At 73.2% G+C, this 19600-nt stretch carries 14 protein-coding genes; 8 read left to right on the forward strand and 6 right to left on the reverse strand.

All coding sequences use genetic code 11. From position 1 onward, the window contains the following. Positions 1 to 21: 21 nt before the first annotated feature. The gene (locus ACIBCT_RS04690; protein ID WP_399186006.1) at positions 22 to 4590 is read right to left on the reverse strand and encodes an HAD-IC family P-type ATPase; all 4569 of its coding nucleotides are present in this window, start codon (positions 4588 to 4590) and stop codon (positions 22 to 24) included. A 170-nt stretch (positions 4591 to 4760) separates the two neighbouring features. Here ACIBCT_RS04690 and ACIBCT_RS04695 point away from each other — a divergent pair, with 170 nt between their 5' ends. The 6 genes from ACIBCT_RS04695 to ACIBCT_RS04720 all read left to right on the forward strand — a co-directional run bounded on the left by ACIBCT_RS04695 (position 4761) and on the right by ACIBCT_RS04720 (position 11912). Continuing rightward, complete coding sequence (locus ACIBCT_RS04695) at positions 4761 to 6275, forward strand: hypothetical protein (protein WP_399186007.1); 1515 nt, start codon at positions 4761 to 4763, stop codon at positions 6273 to 6275. Between the two features lie 607 nt (positions 6276 to 6882). Beyond that, positions 6883 to 7527 carry an HAD family hydrolase gene (locus tag ACIBCT_RS04700; protein ID WP_399186008.1) on the forward strand — a complete coding sequence of 215 codons (645 nt, stop codon included), beginning with the start codon at positions 6883 to 6885 and terminating at the stop codon, positions 7525 to 7527. Positions 7528 to 7722: 195 nt separating this feature from the next. Further along, positions 7723 to 8229: a DUF6912 family protein gene (locus ACIBCT_RS04705; protein ID WP_399186009.1), complete on the forward strand. Its 507-nt coding sequence runs from the start codon at positions 7723 to 7725 to the stop codon at positions 8227 to 8229. Positions 8230 to 8268: 39 nt separating this feature from the next. Beyond that, the gene (locus ACIBCT_RS04710; RefSeq protein WP_399186010.1) at positions 8269 to 8901 is read left to right on the forward strand and encodes an HAD family hydrolase; all 633 of its coding nucleotides are present in this window, start codon (positions 8269 to 8271) and stop codon (positions 8899 to 8901) included. Positions 8902 to 9124: 223 nt separating this feature from the next. Then, on the forward strand, positions 9125 to 9859 hold the full coding sequence (locus ACIBCT_RS04715) for an HAD family hydrolase (RefSeq protein WP_399186101.1): 735 nt from the start codon (positions 9125 to 9127) through the stop codon (positions 9857 to 9859). Between the two features lie 100 nt (positions 9860 to 9959). Then, entirely contained in the window at positions 9960 to 11912 is a 1953-nt protein-coding gene (locus tag ACIBCT_RS04720) for an acetoacetate--CoA ligase (RefSeq protein WP_399186011.1), read from the forward strand. 34 nt (positions 11913 to 11946) lie between these two features. Here ACIBCT_RS04720 and ACIBCT_RS04725 read toward each other — a convergent pair whose 3' ends face one another. From ACIBCT_RS04725 to ACIBCT_RS04745, 5 genes are all read right to left on the reverse strand, one after another. After that, on the reverse strand, positions 11947 to 13509 hold the full coding sequence (locus ACIBCT_RS04725; RefSeq protein WP_399186012.1) for an FAD-binding oxidoreductase: 1563 nt from the start codon (positions 13507 to 13509) through the stop codon (positions 11947 to 11949). Positions 13510 to 13696: 187 nt separating this feature from the next. Beyond that, the gene (locus ACIBCT_RS04730; RefSeq protein WP_399186013.1) at positions 13697 to 15262 is read right to left on the reverse strand and encodes an NADH-ubiquinone oxidoreductase-F iron-sulfur binding region domain-containing protein; all 1566 of its coding nucleotides are present in this window, start codon (positions 15260 to 15262) and stop codon (positions 13697 to 13699) included. A 49-nt stretch (positions 15263 to 15311) separates the two neighbouring features. Beyond that, the gene (locus ACIBCT_RS04735; protein WP_399186014.1) at positions 15312 to 16133 is read right to left on the reverse strand and encodes a hypothetical protein; all 822 of its coding nucleotides are present in this window, start codon (positions 16131 to 16133) and stop codon (positions 15312 to 15314) included. A gap of 140 nt (positions 16134 to 16273) precedes the next feature. After that, positions 16274 to 17758 (reverse strand): DUF1996 domain-containing protein, encoded by a 1485-nt coding sequence (locus ACIBCT_RS04740; protein WP_399186015.1) that lies wholly within the window; start codon positions 17756 to 17758, stop codon positions 16274 to 16276. Between the two features lie 5 nt (positions 17759 to 17763). After that, positions 17764 to 18441: a DUF4142 domain-containing protein gene (locus tag ACIBCT_RS04745; RefSeq protein WP_399186016.1), complete on the reverse strand. Its 678-nt coding sequence runs from the start codon at positions 18439 to 18441 to the stop codon at positions 17764 to 17766. A 358-nt stretch (positions 18442 to 18799) separates the two neighbouring features. Between ACIBCT_RS04745 and ACIBCT_RS04750 the strand changes: the two genes are divergently transcribed. Next, entirely contained in the window at positions 18800 to 19291 is a 492-nt protein-coding gene (locus tag ACIBCT_RS04750; protein ID WP_399186102.1) for a sigma-70 family RNA polymerase sigma factor, read from the forward strand. Positions 19292 to 19314: 23 nt separating this feature from the next. Further along, entirely contained in the window at positions 19315 to 19494 is a 180-nt protein-coding gene (locus ACIBCT_RS04755; protein ID WP_399186017.1) for a zf-HC2 domain-containing protein, read from the forward strand. Positions 19495 to 19600: the final 106 nt, after the last annotated feature.

A 19600-nucleotide genomic window follows, 5' to 3' on the forward strand; every position in this document is an offset into this window, starting at 1 on the left:
CAAACGTGGATAAGTCACCTATCAGCAGGTTGCTGTTCGGTGAACGTTCGGTGACGTCTCCTGCGTGACGGCCTGGAAGGCCACGGCCGCCGCGGTCGTGGCGGCCGCGCTGCCCAGGGCGATGATCCATCCTGTCGGGCCGAGGACGTGGCAGCCGAAGAACCGGCACAGGCCCGGCACCGAGACGGTCAGGCCCAGCACGGCCAGGGAGACCAGGGACGCCAGCACCACCATGCGGTCCCGGCTGCCCAGGACCAGCGTCTGGAGAAGCTGCGTCGCCACCAGCGCGACCAGGCCCATGGTGTCCGCCCGGCCGCGCGTGCCGGTCATCCGGCCGATCGCCCAGGCCGCGCCCGCCGCGCTCGCCGTGGTGACGGCGCGGAGCTGGATGTCCCGGGTCAGGGAGGCGCCCAGCGAGGCCTCGGGCCCCTCCTGGAGGAGTTTCTCGGGGCTGGCCGCCGCGGGGGGACGGGCCGCGACCGCCATCGCCGGCAGCATGTCGGTGAGCAGGTTGACCAGCAGGAGCTGGCGGGTGTTCAGCACGTTCGCGCCGCTGATCAGGCTGGACCCGACCGCGAAGACGATCTCGCCGATGTTGCCGCCGAGCAGGATGCTCAGCGCGTCGCGGACCGAGCTCCACATGGCCCTGCCCTCGATGATCGCGTCCACGATCGTCTCGATGCGGTCGTCGGTCACCACGATGTCGGCGGCCGACCGGGCCGCCGGGGTGGCGCGGGAACCGAGGGCGATCCCCACGTCCGCGCCCCGGATCGCGGGGGCGTCGTTGGCGCCGTCACCGGTGACCGCGACGACCTTGCCCGCCCGGCGCAGGCAGGCGACGATCCTGGCCTTGTGGGCCGGGGTGGTCCTGGCGAAGACCGTCACGTCGGGCAGCGCCTCCACCAGCGTGTCGTCGTCCAGGTCGTCCAGCTCGGGGCCGGTCATGACCCGCCCGCCGTTCAGCACGTTCAGCTCGGCGCCGATCGCCTCGGCGGTGCTCGGGTGGTCGCCCGTGATCATCACGATGCGCACGCCCGCCCGCGACAGGCGGCCGACGCTCTCGGCCGCGGTGGGCCGTACCGGATCGGCCAGGCCGAGGAACCCCAGGAAGCACATGTCCTGGATGCGGGACTCGTCCAGGTCGCGACGGTCGGAGGCGGCGCGTTCGGCGACCGCGAGCACCCGGTAGCCCCGCCTGGCGAGCTGGTCGAGCTCCTTGCCCAGCTCCGCCTCGACGACGTCGGTGAGCGGGACCACCCGGCCGTCGCGCAACGCGCTCGAACAGCGGGTGACCACGATCTCGGGGGCGCCCTTGACGCTGAGCAGCGGTCCCGAGCCGCCCGTCCCGAGCACGGCGTGGTAGCCGCGTCCCGGCTCGAAGGGAAGCTCGTCGATCCGTTCCCAGGCCCCGTCCTCCTCCGGCGTCACGCCCAGCCGCTCGGCGCCGTTCAGCACGGCCCGGTCGGTGGGGTGCGGGACCGGCCGCCCGTCGTCGTGCCGCGGCCCGGCCCGCAGGCCCGCCGCCACGATCTTCCTGAGCGCGGGCGTCAACGCCTCGACGGGACGCTCGTCCTGCCCGTCCGAGACGCACCTCAGGCTGATGCGCCCCTCGGTGAGAGTGCCGGTCTTGTCGAAGCAGAGCACGTTCACCCGGCCCAGGGCCTCGATCGTGGAGGGGTTGGGCACCAGGGTGTTGCGCGTCGACAGCCGCCGGGCGGCGGCGAGCTCCGCGACCGAGGCGACGAACGGCAGCCCCTCGGGCACCGCGGCGACGGCGAGGCTCACCGCGGGCGCCAGCGCCGCGGGCAGGGACCTGCCCCGCATCAGGTCGGCGACCAGCAGGACCACGCCCGAGCCCACCGCGACCGGCAGGATGCGCCGGCTCAGCGACCGCAGCCGCAGCTGCACGCCCGAGGCCGGGGGCTGCTCCCGGGTGAGCCTGGCGGTCCTGGCCGCCTCCGTGGACTCGCCCGCCGCGACCACCACGGCCAGCCCGACGCCGGCGGCCACCGTGGTCCCCTCGTAGACCATCGACGTGCGGTCGGCGACGGCCGGCGCGTTGACCGGCGCCGGTGACTTGGCGACGAGCTGGGACTCGCCCGTCAGGGCCGACTCGTCCATCTCCAGGTTCGTCGCCTTGGTCACGCGGCAGTCGGCCGGCACGGTGTCGCCCGCGCGCAGCTCGATCACGTCGCCCCGTACGAGCCCGTCGATCGTGGTGCTCACGGGCTGGTGGGGGCGGCGTACCCGCGCCGGGGTCGCGACCGCCTCGGTCAGCCGGTTCAGCGCCCGGTCGGCGCTGAAGCGCTGGCCACCTCCGATGAGCGCGTTGGCGGCCACCACCGTGGCGATCATCGCCGAGTCGGAGACCGAGCCGACCATGGCCGACAGGCCCGCCCCGGCCGCCAGGATCGGCGTCATCGGGTTGACCAGCTCCTCCAGGGACGCGCGGAGCAGCGAGGGCGGGCCCTGCGTGCTCTTCAGCCTCGTCGAGGCCCTGCGGCGCGCGGCCTCGGCCTCGGTGATCCCGCCGGGGGAGGACTCCAGCAGGGAGAGCACGTCCTCGACCGCCATCGCGTGCCAGGGCGTGCGGTCCTCCCGGACCGGGGGCGCCTCCCGGCCGGCGTGCCAGCCCGCCCACTCGCCCATGGCGATGGTCGCGATCGTCGTACAGTCGTTCGCCAGCTGGGCCCTGCCCAGCGCCTGGGCCGAAGAACCGAAGGCGGTCAGCGCGCCGGCGGCCGTGGTGCCCGCGGTGGTGAGCCACACGGAGCGCTCGCTGGTCCTCCTGGCCGGTGCCAGGCAGGTCAGCAGCAGGTGCGCCTCCTCCAGCTCGGCGATCACGTCCGCGTCCCAGGGGGTCCGGCCCGGCCGGCGCGGCACGCCGATGCCCAGGTCGGCCTGGGCCAGCGCGGCCATCCGCCGTGCCGACACCACCGCGACCCCGTGCCCCTGCGCCTGGAGCGCGCGGACCGACCGGGCCAGCCGGGAGCCTCCCGGTACGGTCTCGTCCACCCCGAGCCGCGCGCCGAGCTCGGGCCCGCCGCCGGCCAGCCGCACGGCGCAGCCGCTTCCGGCCGCGGCGACGACGGCGTCCGCCAGCGGATCCACGCCCGGGGTCATGCCGACCAGGGCGACCGGGACGCCCTGCCTCGTCACGCGGACGGCCCGCACGCCCCGGACCTCCCAGCCGGCGGCCTCGGCCGCGACGAGCACGGCCGGGGCCTCGACCGGCTCGGCCGCCCAGCCGTCGCGTTCCCGCCGCGCGCCCGGGTCGCTGAGGTCCAGCAGGGAGTGCAGCCGCGCGTGCAGCCCGTCGGTGTCCGCCCCGTCGGTGCCGGTCCCGTCGCCCAGCGGGACGACATGGTCGATCTCCCAGCAGCCCGTGCCGAGCACGTCGGCGTCCAGGACGACCATGTCGATGCCGTCCATGTGGCGCAGGGCCCGGGAGTCGAGCACGATCGCCCCGCGCCGGGCCAGGGCGCGCCCGATCGCCGAGGCGAAGGACTCCCTGCCCTGTTTCGCGGCCTTGGGCGTGGTCGCGGTGAGCATGGCGACGGTCCGGTGCCGGTCGTGGCCGAGAAGCTGGGTCAGGCCGGAGACGCCCGCCGCCGCGGGGCTCGCGGCACGCTCGAACCGCTCCACCGGGCTGTGCCTCAGCGGGGCCGGGCGCGGGCTTCTGGGCGAGCGGATGTGGCGGTAGGAACCGTCGGCGGAGGCCAGCTCGCGCTCGCGCGCGGCCCAGGCCCGGCGCGTGTCACGTGCCTCCAGGTAACCGCCGGCGGCGGTGGCCGACTGGATGATCATGCCCAGGGGACGCAGCGCCAGCGTGTGGGTGACGATGTTCGCGGTCACGAGCAGGTCGAACGTGGCCGAGGAACCCAGGCGGCGTTCCAGCCCGGCGCGCACCTTCGGGGTGGACTCGGCCAGGTTCAGCAGGGCGGGGACGATCGCGGGCAGGGCCGGGGCGCGCACGGCGCGTCCGGCGATCGTCAGGCCCGCCCCGAGCAGGGTCGCGCCGAGCCGGATACCGGCCCGCGTGTGACGCTCCACCAGCCTGGCGGCGTGATGCTCGGCGATCATGGAGATGAGGGCCGCGGGTCCCGCCGAGGGGTCCTTCGCGGACGCCGGGTCGTCGGCGTCCTCGGCGTCCTCGGCGTCCTCGGCGTCCTCGGCGTCCTCGGCGTCTTCGTCGTCGTCCTCGTCGGTGCCGGTGATGTCGTCGGCGTCGTCGGCGTCGTCGGCGTCACCGGTGTCGTCGTCGGCGTCCTCGGGGTCGTCGCCGTCGAACGCCTCGACCAGTTCGAGGATCTTCTCCAGGTCGATCGAGGCGGGGTCGCATCCCACGAAGACGGAGCCGAGGACGCCGTTCACCTCCGCGCGCTCGATCCCCTCCAGCCGCAGCAGCAGGCTCTCCAGCCGCCGCGCCTTCTTCCGGCTGCCCGGATCGCCGACCGTGCGCAGGTCGACGCGGAGCCCGCCGGGACAGACCCTGCTGCCCCGGGAACGCGGCAGCAGGCCGCGGACCGCTTCGGGTACGACGCTCCGGAGGGTTTCGTTGGCGGGTGAGAGCAGGCGGGGCATGAACATCCAGGACTCCGGTGGAAGAAATGACGAGGCCGATCAGGCCGCGGTCGCGCATGGCCTGATCGGCCTCATCATGTGATCACCCGGACGAGCGACCGCCGGCCGAGCTCCTCGACCGGGCGCCGGACGCCCCGGCCCGGGAGGCGGTCGCCCGGGTCGTGCCCGTCCGGGACGTGGCCGTTCTCCGCGAGCTCCGCGAGGCGGCGGTCCGGGACGTGCCGCTCCCGGCCCGTGCGGTGGACGCCGAGGCCCTGGACGCCGGCTTCGTGGTGCGCGCGGCGGGCTTGGCGGTCCGCGACGCGGGCTTGGCGGCTCGCGAGGCCATGCTCCCGGTCCGGGAGGTGGCGCTCCCGCTCCGGGACGCGGGCTTCGCGCTCCGCGAGGTGCCGGACGCCCGTGAGGTGCCCGACGCCCGCGAGGTGGACGCCGTCGCCCGGGTGGTGCCGCCGGTGGACCGCGACGTGGCCGCCGAGGTCCGTGCCGCGCCGCTCCGGGTACCGGACGCGGCCCTCGACGCGGTGGTCCGCGTGGTCCGGGACGCGGCACCCGCGGTGCGCGAGGCGGGCCTCGTGGCGCGGGACGTGGTGCTCGCCGTGCGAGACGTCGAGCCCGCGGCCCGTGCGGTGGAGCCCGTGGCGCGGGACGCGGTGGTCCTGCTCCTCGACGTGGAGCCCGCCGCCCGCGACGCCGGTCTCGTCCTCCCGCCGGCCGAGGCCGCCGTACGGGACGTCGCGCTCCGGGTCCGCGGTGTGGTGGTCCGGGACGTGGTGCCCGTGGTGCGGGACGCGGTCGTGCGGGTCCGCGGGGTGGTGCCCGTGGTACGCGACGCCGTGCTCCGGCTGCGGGTGGCGGTACCGGTGGTCTTGGACGCGGTGCCCGCGGTGCGCGAGGCGGGCGTCCTGGTCCGGGACGCGGTGCCCGTGGTGCGGGACGCGGTGGTGCGGGTCCGCGGGCTGGTGCCCGAGGCCCGGGTGGCCGCCGTCCTGGTCCGGGACGTGGTGCCGGTCGCGCCTGAGGCGGTGCCCGCGGCGCGGGTGGCGGGTGTCCTGGTCCGGGACGCGGTGCCCGTGGTGCGGGACGCGGTCGTGCGGGTCCGCGGGGTGGTGCCCGTGGTACGCGACGCCGTGCTCCGGCTGCGGGTGGTGGAGCTCCCGGAGGCGGTCCCCGTGGTCTTGGACGTGCCGCTTCTCGTGCGGGAGGTGGTGCTCCGTCCGCCCGAGGCCGAAGCCGCCGTCCGGGTGGTCCCGCTCGCACGGGAGGCCGTGCCCGTCGCCCGGGAGGTGGAACCCCCGGTGCGGGAGGCGGCCCCCGTCGTACGGGACGCCGAACCGCTCGTCCGGGAACCGGTGCTCGCGCTGCCGCCGCTGCTCGTCGTGCTGCGGGACGCCGTGGACCGTGAGGTCCTGGACGCCGTGCCGCCGGACGACCGCGAGGCGGTGCCGCGCGAGGTGGTGCGGGAGGCGGACCCTCCGGTGCGGGACGCGGATCCCGTGGAGCCGGACCCGGTCATCGCGGAGATCGGGTTCATGCTCTGCGCGGCGGACGCGATGGAGCTCGCGGCCCGGGAGGCGCCGGAGGACCGGCCCCTTCCCCGTGCGCGCTGGGCTATCAGCGTCCCCACCCCGATGGCGGCCGCCACCGGCCACTCGATCAGTCCCACCACCGCGAGGGCGCCGAGCCCTCCGTAGTAGGCGATGCGTTCGGCCGGAGGGAGGAACGATGTGGCGGTTTCAGTGGCCTGAGCCGCCCCCCGGGTGTCGACACGTGGCATGCGGACGTTCGGGGGTCGGAGCTGCACGGTCAGCATCGGAAGCTTGAGCGTTAGCGAGTTGCCGTCGCGCTTCCGTTCCGTCGTTGCATTGGTGGCTGATGCGGTCGGTCTCGACGCCGTACGGGCGCGGGAGCGACTCGCCTGAGTTACTGCCATGATCCCTCCTCATGGGAACCGAGGGAAGGTGCGGATGGAGCCCGCAGGAGGTTGATCACGCCTTCTACGTGCGGTTATATGGCACGACTGCCATTCTCATAATCTTCCTCGTATTAGAGCCGCGAAACTCGCACCAGTCCTTGAATCGGATGTTAGGGGATGAATCTCCGGTCAATCGCACCCTTCTTGTGTCGTTCCAGGAGAGATACGGCTTGAACTCGCGATGGGACTGCGCGCGCGGACGGACCCCGTCGCGTCGCGTCGCGACGCGTCGCGGCGTCACGGTGCGCGGACGCGGAGGCCGTCCCCGCGCTCGGCCGGTCCGCGGGACGCGTCTACTCTGAAACCCGTTCCATCGAGGAGGACGGATGCTGAAGGGCGTGCTGATCGACTGGGGTGGCGTGCTGACCGTCGGTCTCTCCCAGGCGGTCGCGGAGTGGATCGTCGACGAGAGGCTCGACGCGACCCACTACCGGCAGGTGATGAGCGAGCTGATATCACACGCGTACGAGGGCTCGGAGAACGGGGAGAACGCGATCCACGCGCTGGAGCGCGGTGAGATGTCCGGGCTGGACTTCGAACGTCACCTCGCCGACAGGCTGGTCACCACGGACGGCGTGCCGCCGGAGGCCGAGGGGCTGCTGTCCCGGATGTTCTCCCGCTTCCACCGGGTCGAGCCGATGTACGAGATGCTCCGCGCGGTCCGCGCAGCCGGGTTGCGGACCTGCCTGCTCTCCAACTCCTGGGCGAACGAGTACCCCCGGGAGGGCTGGGACGACGTCTTCGACGAGGTGGTCATCTCCGGCGAGATCGGCATGCGCAAGCCCGAGCCGAGGATCTTCGAGCACGCGCTCGGCAGGCTCGGCCTGGCCGGTGAGGAGTGCGTGTTCGTCGACGACATCGAGACGAACATCGAGGCGGCCCGGCGGCTCGGCATCGTCGGCGTGCACCACCGCGAGCCCGACCTCACCATCGCCGAGCTGGAGCGCCTGCTCCGGATCCCGCTGCGCTGAGCCGTCCACCAGGGCGGTCGTCACCGCGGATCCCGCCGTGCCGAGCCGTCCACCAGGGCGGTCGTCACCGCGGGTCCCGCTGCGCCGAGCGGTTCGCACGGGCGGTCATCACCGGGACTCGCCGGTACTGGCACACTCGATGGGTGAATCGGTGCCGAACCGGCGCCGACGTGGGAGAGACAGATCGAGGCATGGATGCGCGTCTACCTGCCGTGCACGCTCCCGGCGCTGGCCCGCGTGGCCACCGCGGGGGAGCTCGGCCCGGCCCCGCTGACCGGTTACGCGGTGACCCCCGCGCTGATCGAGTGGTACGTCTCGGGTGACACCGAGGAACTGGAGTACGTGGCCCTGACCGAGGCGGCCAGGGCCTCGCTGCGGATGCTGGCGGCCGACCGCGCGGACGGGGTCGAGGTCGCCGCCCGGCGGGTCGTCGTGGCCGTCGACGTACCGGACGGCGACGTCACCGTCCGGGCGGACCTGGAGGAGCGCGCCCGGGTACGGCTGGACGCGGCGGTGCCGTCGGCGCGGATCGCCGCCGTCCACGTGGACGAGCCCGAGGCGGTGAAGGACGTCGAGGCCGCCATCGCGGCGCTGCCCGCGGCCGACCTCGGCGACGACGACGCCCGGTTCACCGTGGACGGCGCCGAGGCCAACGAGCTCCTCTGGTACGCCACCCAGGAGATCCCCGACCTGATCGGCTGACCGCGCCCCTCCCGGGGCTTTGGCTATTCTTGACGGCATATGAGACACATCGTGTGGGATTGGAACGGCACGCTTTTTCATGACATCGACGCTGTCGTCGGTGCCACGAACGCGGTGTTCGAGCCGTACGGGCTGGGCTCCTACGACGCCGATCGCTTCCGTGCCGTCTACACGCGCCCGATCTGGGCCGCCTACGAGCGCATGCTCGGGCGTCCCCTCCGCGAGGGCGAGTGGGAGGCGCTCGACCTCGGCTTCCATGACAACTACCACCGGCTGATGCTGGAGTGCGGGCTGGCCGAGGACGCGCTCTCCACCCTGGACGCCTGGAAGGCCACGGGGGGCCGGCAGTCGCTGCTGTCCATGTGGGCGCACGAGCGGCTGGTCCCCAAGGTCGCCGAGCTCGGCATCGACCACCACTTCACCCGGATCGACGGCCTGCGCGGCGTCCCCGGGGGGCACAAGGCCGAGTGGATGGTGGCCCACCTCGCCGCGCTCGGCGTCGACCCGGCCGACGTCCTGGTGATCGGTGACAGCCTGGACGACGCGCACGCCGCCCGGCACGTCGGCGCGCGGGCGGTGCTCTACACCGGTGGCATGACCAGCCGGGCCGACCTGGCGGCCTGCGGGGTGCCGGTCGTCGACACCCTCGCGAACGCCCTGGACCACGCCTAGCGACATACCCCGGTCCTGGTCCCGACCCCGGCCCCGACTCCGACTCCGACTTCGACTCCGGCGCAGGTCCCGGTCCCGGGAGGCCCGGGACCGGTACGGCCGCCACCGGTGCCCGCTCGATGTCGGGAAACATCCGGAAACAGGATGGTTTCAGCATCGGAGGCGGTCGCCGGGCGCCCCGGGCCGTACCCTGGGCATCCGCACCCTCTCCGGGAGGCCCCCGATCAACCGCCTCGTTCTGTGGAACATCGACCTCACCCTGGTGGACGTCTCCATCGTCACCCGTGAGGCGTACGCGGAGGCGTTCCGTGCCGTCACCGGACGTCCCCTGGTCAAGCTGACCCAGCCCAACGGCCGCCCGGACTCGGAGATCGTCTTCGAGATGCTCGCCATCAACGGGATCGTCGCGAGCGACGAGCACCTGCCCAGGTTCCTCGACGCGCTGGCCGCGGCCTTCGGAGCCCGGCGCAGACGCCTGGCCGAGGAGGGCAGGATGATGGCCGGTGCCCGCGACGCGCTCAAGGCGGTGGCGAGGCTCGACGGAGTGGTCCAGTCGGTGCTCACCGGAACGATCAAGAGCAACGCCGCGCACAAGCTGGCCGCGTTCGGCCTCGACAGGTACGTCGACATCGAGATCGGCGGTTACGGCGAGGAGGTCTATCCCAAGGCCACGCTGCTGCAGGTCGCGCAGGGCCGTGCCGGTCGCCGGCACGGGACGGTCTTCGACGGGCGCAACACCGTGCTGATCGGCGACTCGGCCAGGGACGTCCAGGCGGCCAGGATCGCCGGGGCCTCGATGATCGGCGTGGCCTCGGGCAGGTCCCTCCCGGCCGAGCTGCACGAGGCCGGGGCCGACGTGGTCCTGCCCGACCTGTCCAACTCCTCCGAGGTCGTCGCCGCCGTCGCGAGCCTCACCTCTCCGGCCTGCGGCGCCGGCCGTTTCCCCGCGGGCCGCTGACCTGGCCGGACTCTCCCACGTGGGCCTCCCACACGCTCCGGGTGCGCGCTGTGTGGACCCGGGGGATGACATTCGGGTGGGGCGCCGAGAGGATGGGGGCATGGTTGAGGAAGGTGCGCTGCTCTGGGAGCCGTCCCCGGAGGTCGTGAAGAACGCCAGGATCACCCGCTACATGCGATGGCTGGGCCGCAGCGCCGACTACGAGGCGCTGTGGCTGTGGTCGGTGGAGGCGCCGGCCGAGTTCTGGACGTCGATCTGGGACTACTTCAAGGTCGTGGGGGAGCGCGGCCACGGGCCGGTCCTGTCGGGGGAGATGCCCGGGACGGAGTGGTTCGGCGGATCGACGCTGAACTACGCGGCCAACGCGCTGCGCAGGGCCGCGACCGAGCCCGAACGGCTCGCGGTGATCTTCCGTGACGAGGCGGGCGGGCGGCGGGAGCTCACCCTGGGCGAGCTGGCCGAGGAGGTGGCGCGGGTCCGCGCGGGCCTGGCCGCGCTGGGCGTCGGGCGCGGTGACCGGGTCGCGGCCTACCTGCCGAACATCCCCGAGACCCTGGTCGCCTTCCTGGCCACCGCCTCCCTGGGGGCGATCTGGTCCTCCTGCTCGCCCGACTTCGGCGCGCCCAGCGTGATCGACCGCTTCACCCAGATCGAGCCGAAGGTGCTCCTCGCGGTCGACGGCTACGACTACAACGGCAGGCACTACGACCGCGGCGCCGTCGTGGAGGACATCGCCGCCCGGCTGCCCACCCTGGTGGCACGGGTACGCGTCCCGTCCACGAGCACCCCCGCCCCCCCGGACGACCTCCCGGAGGCCGGCTCCGGGACCCGTACCCTGGACTGGGCCGCGCTGCGCGCGGACACGGCGCCGCTCGCGTTCGAGCCGGTGCCGTTCGGTCACCCGCTCTGGATCGTCTACTCCTCGGGCACCACCGGGCTGCCCAAGCCGATCGTGCACGGCCACGGCGGCGTGGTGCTCGAACACCTCAAGGCCCTCTCCTTCCACCAGGACCTGGGCGAGGACGACGTCTTCTTCTGGTACACCACCACCGGCTGGATGATGTGGAACTACCTCATCGGCGGCCTGCTGGTCGGCTCGACGGTGGTGCTCTACGACGGGTCGGCGACCCATCCGGGGACCGACGCGCTCTGGCGGCTGGCCGCGGAGGAGGGGGTCACCTACTTCGGCACGGGCGCACCGTACATGATCGCGTCCATGAAGGCCGGTCTGCGGCCGTCGGGCCTGGACCGGCTGCGGGGGCTCGGCTCCACGGGCTCGCCGCTGCCGCCCGAGGGCTTTGCGTGGGTGCACGACGCGCTCCCCGAGGTCCAGCTCGGCTCGTTCTCCGGGGGCACCGACGTGTGCACCGGTTTCGTGGGAGCCGTCCCGCTGCTCCCGGTACGGGCGGGCGTGATCCCCTGCCGCTGCCTGGGGGCGAGGGTCGAGTCCTTCGACCCGTCGGGCAAGCCGGTGGTCGGGGAGGTCGGCGAGCTGGTGCTGACCCTGCCGATGCCGTCGATGCCGGTGATGTTCTGGAACGACCCCGACGGGTCGCGCTACCGGGACAGCTACTTCTCCGAGTATCCGGGCGTCTGGCGGCACGGTGACTGGATCAAGGTCCTTCCCGACGGGGGCTGCGTCATCTACGGCCGGTCCGACTCGACCCTGAACCGGGGCGGGGTGCGGATGGGCACCAGCGAGTTCTACCGTGTGGTCGAGCGCTTCGAGGAGATCGCCGACAGCCTGGTGATCGACACCGGGCAGCTCGGCCAGGAGGGGCGCCTGCTGCTGTACGTGACCATGACCGAGGGCGCCGTCCTGAGCGACGAACTCGTCCTGCGCCTGCGCAGGGAACTGAAGGAGGCGCTCTCTCCGCGCCACGTGCCGAACGAGATCGTCGAGGTTCCCGGCATCCCGCGCACCCTCAGCGGCAAGAAGCTGGAGGTGCCCGTCCGCAAGATCCTGCTCGGCGTCCCCCCGGAGAAGGCCGCGAACCTCGACGCCATGGCCAACCCCGAGGTGCTGTCGCACTTCCTGCCGTCCGAGGGGTGAACCCTTTCCGGGAACCCCGGCCCCCGGGCCCCGGTCAGATGCCCTGGGGCAGGCGGAACAGGCGGCCGGGGTCGTAGGCGGCCTTGACGCGGGCCAGGCGGGCGGCGTTGGGCCCGTAGTAGGCCGAGCGCCAGCCGGAAAGGCCCGCGTCGACGTAGTTGACGTAGGCGTGGTCGCCGAAGTGGGGCCGCATCGCCGCCCGCGCGGTCCTGGTCCAGGTCGCGGCCCCGGCGCGGTGGGCGTAGTACTGCACGCTGTAGAGGGCGGCCCGGTGCGGGAAGGCCGTGGCGTCGGGGCGGACCCGGGCGACGGCGCCGCCCAGGGCGTCCAGCAGCACGGTGTGCTCACCGGCGCGGGCGACCTGGGCGACCAGCGTCCTGGCCCCGCCCTCCGAGAGCGGCCGGTAGGCCATGTGCGACGCGGCCGAGAACCTGTCCCGCGACAGCCGCCCGCCCCGGGTCTGCCCCGGCAGCGATCCGCCCAGGTGGCACTGGCCGACCGAGAGCGACCCGCAGCCCGCCATGGTCAGCATGGCCTGCCGGTAGGAGGTCCGGCGGACGAGACTGGACGACGGTGAGCCGGCCGCGTCGGCCAGCCGGTCGAGCAGCCGCTCGCAGCCGTCCCTGCCGCCCAGGTAGAGGCCGACGACCTGCACGTCCATGCCACCGTCGCGGCTGAGGTGCATGCCCGACCACATCGCGTCCGGTGCCGAGGGCGCCCACGCCTGCCAGGCGCGCAGCGCCCGGACCGCCCTCGACCACGGCCAGTGCAGGAAGAACACGGTGACCTCGCGGGCCGGGTGGGTGCGGAACTCGAAGGAGACGGCCACCCCCAGGTTGCCGCCCCCGCCGCCGCGCGAGGCCCAGTACAGGTCGGGGTGGTGGTCCGCGTCGCAGGTCAGCAGCCGCCCGTCGGCGGTGACGATCCGGACCGACTCCATCACGTCACAGGTCAGGCCGTACCTCCTGGAGACGACCCCGATCCCGCCGCCCAGGGCCAGCCCGCTCACCCCGACCGTGGCGCAGGTCCCGGCGGGGACGCTCACCCCGCTCGCGGCCAGCCTGTCGTAGACGTCGACGAGCCTGGCGCCCGCACCGACGGTGGCCCGTCCGGAGGCGTGGCGCACCGTGTTCAACCGGGAGACGTCCACGACCAGGCCGGTCCCGGTGGACCAGCCGGCGTAGGAGTGCCCGCCGGACCGCACGGCCAGCGGCACGTTCAGCCGCCGCGCGAACCCGACGCACTCGGCGACGTCGGACGGGTCGGCGCAGTAGGCGACGCCCGCGGGCCGTACCGCGTCGAAGGCGGGGTTGAACAGCCGCCGCGCCCTGTCGTACGTGGCGTCGCCCGGCCGGACGAGCGAGCCCTCCAGCCCTTCGGCCAGCGCCCGCCAGTCCGCGGGCCGCGGCGCGCCGCCGGTCCGCGTCGAGGCGCGGCCGGGCGTGCCGCCGGCTCCCCGATGCGGACCGGCGGCTCCACCGGACGTGCCGCCCGCGCCCGGGGCGGGTGTGCCCGAGGTGCCGAGCCCGGTGCCGAAGGCGAGGGCCGCCAGGCCGCCGGTCCGCAGGAACGCCCGCCTGTCCGGAGGGATCCGCATGTCGTTCTCCCCGAGGGTCCGTGTCAACTGCTCGATAGGACGACCGATCCGCCGATCCGGTTGGCCACATTCGCATCACCTTTCGCCCGATGTCCCCGGCGGGTCGCCCGGCCGTCCCGGATCGCCGGGTGATCCCGGTGATCCCGGTGCTTCCTTCGGGGCGTCCGGACGTCCCGGCGGGGGTGGTTCACACCCCCTGCGCCACGCGCAGCGCCAGCGCCGGGCACATCTCGACGGCCCTGCGCGCCATCCGCCGGAACTGGGCGGGCACGGTGTCCCGGCCGAACACCGGGTAGCCGTGCTCGTCGAGGTGGACCAGGTCGGGGGCGAGCTGGGCGCACAGGCCGTGGCCCTGGCAGCGGGTCCAGTCCACGGTCAGCCTCACCTCCGGCTCGTTCTCCTGCGGCGGCAGCGGGAGCACCCCGTGCACCGGGCGCCCGCAGGTGCCGTGCAGCAGGTGCTCCTCGATGTCGTCGGGGAAGGCGTCCAGGGCCGAGAGCACGAACCGGGAGGTCCCGTCGGGGTGGAAGCAGGCGCCCCTGCCCTTGACCCCCGCCGCCCTGACCCGCAGCTCGTCCAGGGCCGTGGCCGACCCGGCCATGACCTCGGCCAGCGACTGCGCCACGTCCGGCAGGCCCAGGCGGCACGGGCCGCACTGGCCCGAGGACTGCGCGGCCAGGTAGCGGGCGACCCTGACCGTCTCGCCGATCGGGCAGGTCTCCCCGCCGAGCGGCACGATGATCCCGGCGCCGAGCTGGCCGCCCGCCTCGGCGATGCCCTGGCGGGAGACGGTCGCCACGGCCGCGGCGTCCGCGGACAGCCACGCGCCGTGGTACCCGCCGACCAGCACGCCGTCGCCGGTGGTGGCCTTGCAGGCGTCCAGGACGGCGTACAGCGGGGTGCCGGTCGCGACCTCGACGACGGCCGGTGCCTTGGCCGACCCGCCGACGGTGAGCAGGACCGTCCCGGGCTCGCGCGCGGTGCCGACGTCGGCGTAGCGCTCCGCGCCCAGGGTGGCCAGGACGGCGAGCTGGGCGTAGGTCTCGGCGTTGGACAGCAGCGTGGGCAGGCCGTTGACACCGCTCTCCACGGCCCTGACCTTGCGGCCCGGCGGCTCCCCGATCTGCCCGTTCACCGACCGGACCAGGGCGCCGCCCTCGCCGGAGATGAACCGCTCGACGATGCCCGCGACCCGGACCTGGTGGCCGATGCCGCGCTCCTCGACCGCGGCGGACACCGACGCGTGGCCCATGCCGCCCGCGACGGTGGCGATCACCACCTGCTTGGCGCCGATCGCGTTCGCCGCGAGCAGGGCGCCCTCGATGACCAGGTGCGGGGTCCGGGTGAGCAGCATGGTGTCCTTGCTGCTCGCCGGTTCGCCCTCGGCCGCGTTGACCAGGACGATCTTGTCGGCCTTCTTGCCCATCACCGCGCGGAGCTTACGGGCGAAGGGGAACGCCGCGCCGCCCCGGCCGCGCATGTCCACCTCGTCGGCCAGCGAGGCCAGGTCCTCGCCGCTCATCGCCGGCGCGGTGCCGTGCATGTCGCGGTGGGCCGCCAGGTCCATCCTGCGGCAGTCCTCCAGCCCGGCCGTCAGCCGGGCCGGTCCGAGCTGCCGGACGGGAGGGACGCGGTAGGGGATCATCGGCGGCGCCGGGTCGGCCGAGGCGGCCGAGGCCGCCGGGCCCGTCATGCCGGCCGGCCCCGTCAGGGGCGTCACGGTCGTCGTGTTCCTCTTGGTCAAAGTGATCATCGAACACCTCCGGTGGAGAGACGCTGGGGTCCGGCCGTGGGGGAGGTCGTCACCCGACGCCTCCGACGCGACGGAGTTCCGGCGGGTCCTCGCGCGCCTGGCGCGGGATACGGCCGACGATGCTCGTGGGCGGGGTCAGCTCCGCGACGGCGGGCGGCTCCACCACGATCTCCTCGCGCACCGGGATCTCCCTGGGCTGCAGCTCGGAGATCACCCGGATCAGCAGGGCCGCTCCCACCGCGACCAGGCAGACCACGTAGCTCCAGGTCACCCACTCGGCGGGACGGCGGCCCGCGGTGAGGCCGTGCAGCACCGACAGCGGCCACGCCAGGTAGGCCGAGCCGTGCAGCAGCCGCCACATCCACGGCCTGCGGTTGTCGGCGAACCTGGCCCGGGCGACGCCGGTGAGGAAGACCAGGATCATCAGGTCGGAGGCGACGGCCCCGAAGCCGACGTAGAGGCTCTGGCCGCTCACACCCAGCGGCAGCACGACGGACGCGAGAGAGGTCCTGCTTTCGATGATCTTCATGATGACGTGCAGGGCGAGGAAACCCATGCCGAGCATGGCCGCGGCCCGATGGGCGAGCTGGGAGCGGATCCTGCCGATGACGGGAAGCACGATCCGGTCGGCCGAGAGCAGGCCGAGCGCCACGGTCGTGGTGAGCGACACCAGGGCGATCACGCCCGAGAAGAACGAGAAGACTCCGCGGACCGTGGCGGCGGCCTGCATGCCGGGCGCGGTCCGCCCGAGCATGAGAAGGCCGACCACGGAGACCGTGATCGCGACACCGAGACCGATCCTGGAGGGCCTCTCGTCGAGGCGTATTCCGGCCTCCGACCGGGTGTGTCGCGGAGTCCGTCTGTTACCCACCTATTGCTCCTGTCTGCGAAGCGGCTCGACGGCGTGTACGTGCAAGGGGAAGGACCCCCATACCGCGGATGCCGCTCCCCGTCCTCGCGGGATCGTGGAAGAGGCGCGAGGACGGGGAGCGGCGGTCCCGGGCGGGGGCGTCAGCAGCGACGGCCCCGGTTGATGCAGTCGACTGCGAACCTCATGAGCCGCTCGGGCATCACGTTCGCGAAGTCGGCGTGGTCGGTGACGGGATTGTGGCGCTGCTCGGGGAAGGCGTCCAGCGCGAAGGACGGGGTGCGCGGCGTGGAGTAGACCAGGGTCATCCGCAGCTGCGGGATCGCCCGGGTGCCGGACGGGCAGTTGCCGCCCGCGTCGGGGAAGAGCACGTGCGTGCGGTGGTTGGCGCTGTCGTTGTTCTGGCCGTCCCAGCAGCTGGGGAAGTCCAGGATCCGCACGAGCTGGCTGCCGCGGGGGCAGAGCGGGTACTTGGTGGTGATCCGGTCGGTGAAGCCGGTGCAGCTCCACTTGGCCAGGGCGTTGGCGCCGCCGTTCGTGGCGGCCTTGGCGTCACCGGTGAGGATCCTGATGAAGCGCGGCATGGCGGTCACCCTGGAGACCGGGTTGCCGCGGAACTGCAGGTTCACCTGACGGGCCCGCATGATGGTGCCCACGTTGCCGTCGGGGTCGTCGGCGTTGGCGTCGGAGGTGCGGTCGCGCAGGACCGGCCAGAAGTACGTCGAGCGGTCCCCGAAGGCGCACGTGGTGCCCGCGGCCGCGAGCGACTGGTCGGTGCTGAACGCGTCGGTCGACAGGTTGCCGACGTAGTCGTGGATGTGGTGGGCGCCGTTGCTGACGCCGGGGGCCACGATGAAGTTGTCGGGGTTGCGGTGGCCGTTGCCGTTCGTGCCGCAGCGGGAGGTGAAGGTGCCGCGCGAGCCGCCGCGCCGCGTCCGGGGCTCCTGGACGTTGCGCTGGACCTGCCGGATGTCGATGAAGTCCTCGGGGAACGGGCCGAGGTCGGCGCACTCCTCCTCGTCCCCGCCCGGCGCGGGGCTCTCGGTGGGGGCGGGCGTCTCGGCGGGCGGTGCGTCGGTGGGGGCAGGGCTCGGCGACCTCGTGGGCCGGCGGCGGGAGGTGTCCTGGTTCCGGCGCTGGTCCTGCTCCTGCACGCCCTGCTGGTCCTGGTCCTGGTCCTGGTCCTGGCCCTGGTCCTGGCCCTGCTGGTCGCCGTCCGGTTCGGGGGCGGGCGGCTCGGTGGGGGACGCCGGGACGGCGGCTCCGGCCGGGGGAGGCACGTCGGCCCCCTGCCGGTCCTGACCCTGCCGGTCCTGCGCGGGCCGGTCCTGGGCCGGCGGGCTCTCGGCAGGGGGGTCCTGCGCGGGGGGCGCCTGCTCCTGGCCCTGCTGATCCTGGCCCTGCTGGTCCTGAGGCGGCTGGTTCTGGTCCTGCTGCGCGGGCGGGTTCTCGGCCGGCGCGTCCTGCTGCCCCTGGCGGTTCTGCCGGTTCTGCTGGTTCTGGGCCTGCTCGGCGGGGTCGCAGTGGTCACCGTAGGCGGGGGGCGTGCTCGCCACCGTGAACGTGACGGTGGTGAGCGTGCCGGCGGCGAGTGCCAGCGCCGACAGGGAGACGAGCGAGCGTTTCATGCGTTTCAAGCGTGTTCTCTCCTCACAGGTGTGTCGAGAGCGGCCGCGACGGGCGGCGGCGGCGAGGGCACCGGGGGCTCGGGCAGGGCCGAGTAGTCGACGAGCCCGGTGCTCTCCAGCAGGGTCATGTGCTTCATGACCACATCCACGGCCCGCTGGGCGAATGCCCGGACCAGGTCGTTGCGGGTGCCGGCGCGTACCGCGGCGACCACCGTGAAGACCTTTCCGTGGGCCTTGCGCAGCAGGTCGGCGAAGAGCAGGTCGTACTCGGCACCGGCCGGGACGGCCGCGAGCTGCGCCATCCACTTCTGCTGGTCGGCGCTGGCCTGGCTGGGCAGCGTCACGCTCAGCTTGGCGGCGAGGGCGCGGACCTCCTCGTCGAGCTTGAGGTGGTCGGTCATCAGGTGCATGCCCACCTCCTTGACCCGTTTGCTCGCGGCCCGCTGCTGGGCCTGCTGGCCGCTGGGGATCTCCCAGAGCCCGGCCTGCCTGACCTTGATCAGCAGATCGCGGTCGGCCGGACCCAGGGGCCCCTGCGGGGTCTGGGTCCAGCCCTCGGTAGCCAGGGAGGGGGAGCCGCCGGGCGGCGTGATCAGGACGACCGCCACCGCGGCGACCGCGATGAAGACCCCGAACAGCAGGGGTTCGCCGTTCTTGAAGCGGCGGAACAGTGATCTGAACATGACCCGGCTTCCGCTCTCAGATGACGGCCGTCACCGGGGCCGTCCCGGCGCCCGGCGTGGTGGCCGACGTGCCGTTCCGCCCGGGCCGGGCGGAACGCGCAAGGAGGAGGACGGGTCCGACCGGCCACGGGATGTGCCGCTCTGCCATGCCGTTTCCTTTCCCCGAGGCCCGCCGGTGCGGGCGCACTTGGTGGGAGGTACGCGGCGCTCGCCGGGGTGGTTCACAGGAAGTGATGAGATAGTTAGAAATGACTGGAGTTGCGCGAGTTGCAGACGTGACGCATAACGAAGGTGTAAAGATGTGCCCGTGCGTCGTCAACTCGACAGTCGTTTCGAGAGCACGGACACCGATGTCGTCCTGGTAGAGGACTTGTACCGGGAGTTCGGTGTCCCACTGCTCCGGCATGTTCGCAAGGCCACAGGCAACGACCTGCAGTGGGCGGAGGACGTCGTCCAGGAGACGCTCGTCCGCGCCTGGCGTAACGCAGGGAGGTTGCAACGAGAGCCCGGCCTGTTGTGGGCCTGGCTCCTCACCGTCGCCCGCCGTATCGTCATCGACGGTCGTCGCAGGCGAGGGACGAGACCACAGGAGGTCGAACCGGCCGACGCCAACGCCGTACCGGTCCCCGACGGGGCGGATCGCGCGCTCGAGGCGATGATCGTCGCCGAGGCGCTCCGTGAATTGTCACCAGAACACCGCGAAGTCATCGAGCAGACGTACCTACAGGACCGTACGATTAACGAAGCGGCGGAGATCCTCGGAATTCCGCCGGGTACGGTCAAGTCTCGGCTCTACTACGGGATCCGAGCTCTCCGCAAGGTCCTGAAGGAGAGAGGTGTCGCGAGTTGATGTTGCCCTCCCCGCATCATGACGTGGCGGCGTACGCCCTCGGTGTGCTCGACGACGAGGACCACGAGGCCTTCGAACGCCATCTCATGGAGTGCGAGGAGTGCCAGATCGAGCTCCGGGAGCTGAGCGAGGTTCCCGGCCCGCTCGACGCACTGCGACGGGACCGCTCCAACTCGCGGGACGACGACCGGACGTCACATTGACGTTTCATTGGTTTTCGGGTGGTATCAGGGACGGTGGTGCATTCCGGTCAACGAGGACCGGGACTGACGGCCACTGGAGGTGCCGTGCCGCGGGCCATGCCCGATG

The sequence above is a fragment of the Streptosporangium sp. NPDC050855 genome (assembly GCF_044456585.1).
GTDB lineage: Bacteria > Actinomycetota > Actinomycetes > Streptosporangiales > Streptosporangiaceae > Streptosporangium > Streptosporangium longisporum.

Excerpts from the sequence above, each read along its gene's own strand:
- ACIBCT_RS04725 (WP_399186012.1), bottom strand. The coding sequence starts at position 13,509 with ATGCGGATCCCTCCGGACAGGCGGGCGTTCCTGCGGACCGGCGGCCTG.
- ACIBCT_RS04710 (WP_399186010.1), top strand. The coding sequence starts at position 8,269 with ATGAGACACATCGTGTGGGATTGGAACGGCACGCTTTTTCATGACATC.
- ACIBCT_RS04700 (WP_399186008.1), top strand. The coding sequence starts at position 6,883 with ATGCTGAAGGGCGTGCTGATCGACTGGGGTGGCGTGCTGACCGTCGGT.
- ACIBCT_RS04720 (WP_399186011.1), top strand. The coding sequence starts at position 9,960 with ATGGTTGAGGAAGGTGCGCTGCTCTGGGAGCCGTCCCCGGAGGTCGTG.
- ACIBCT_RS04690 (WP_399186006.1), bottom strand. The coding sequence starts at position 4,590 with ATGTTCATGCCCCGCCTGCTCTCACCCGCCAACGAAACCCTCCGGAGC.
- ACIBCT_RS04740 (WP_399186015.1), bottom strand. The coding sequence starts at position 17,758 with ATGAAACGCTCGCTCGTCTCCCTGTCGGCGCTGGCACTCGCCGCCGGC.
- ACIBCT_RS04730 (WP_399186013.1), bottom strand. The coding sequence starts at position 15,262 with ATGATCACTTTGACCAAGAGGAACACGACGACCGTGACGCCCCTGACG.
- ACIBCT_RS04705 (WP_399186009.1), top strand. The coding sequence starts at position 7,723 with ATGCGCGTCTACCTGCCGTGCACGCTCCCGGCGCTGGCCCGCGTGGCC.
- ACIBCT_RS04745 (WP_399186016.1), bottom strand. The coding sequence starts at position 18,441 with ATGTTCAGATCACTGTTCCGCCGCTTCAAGAACGGCGAACCCCTGCTG.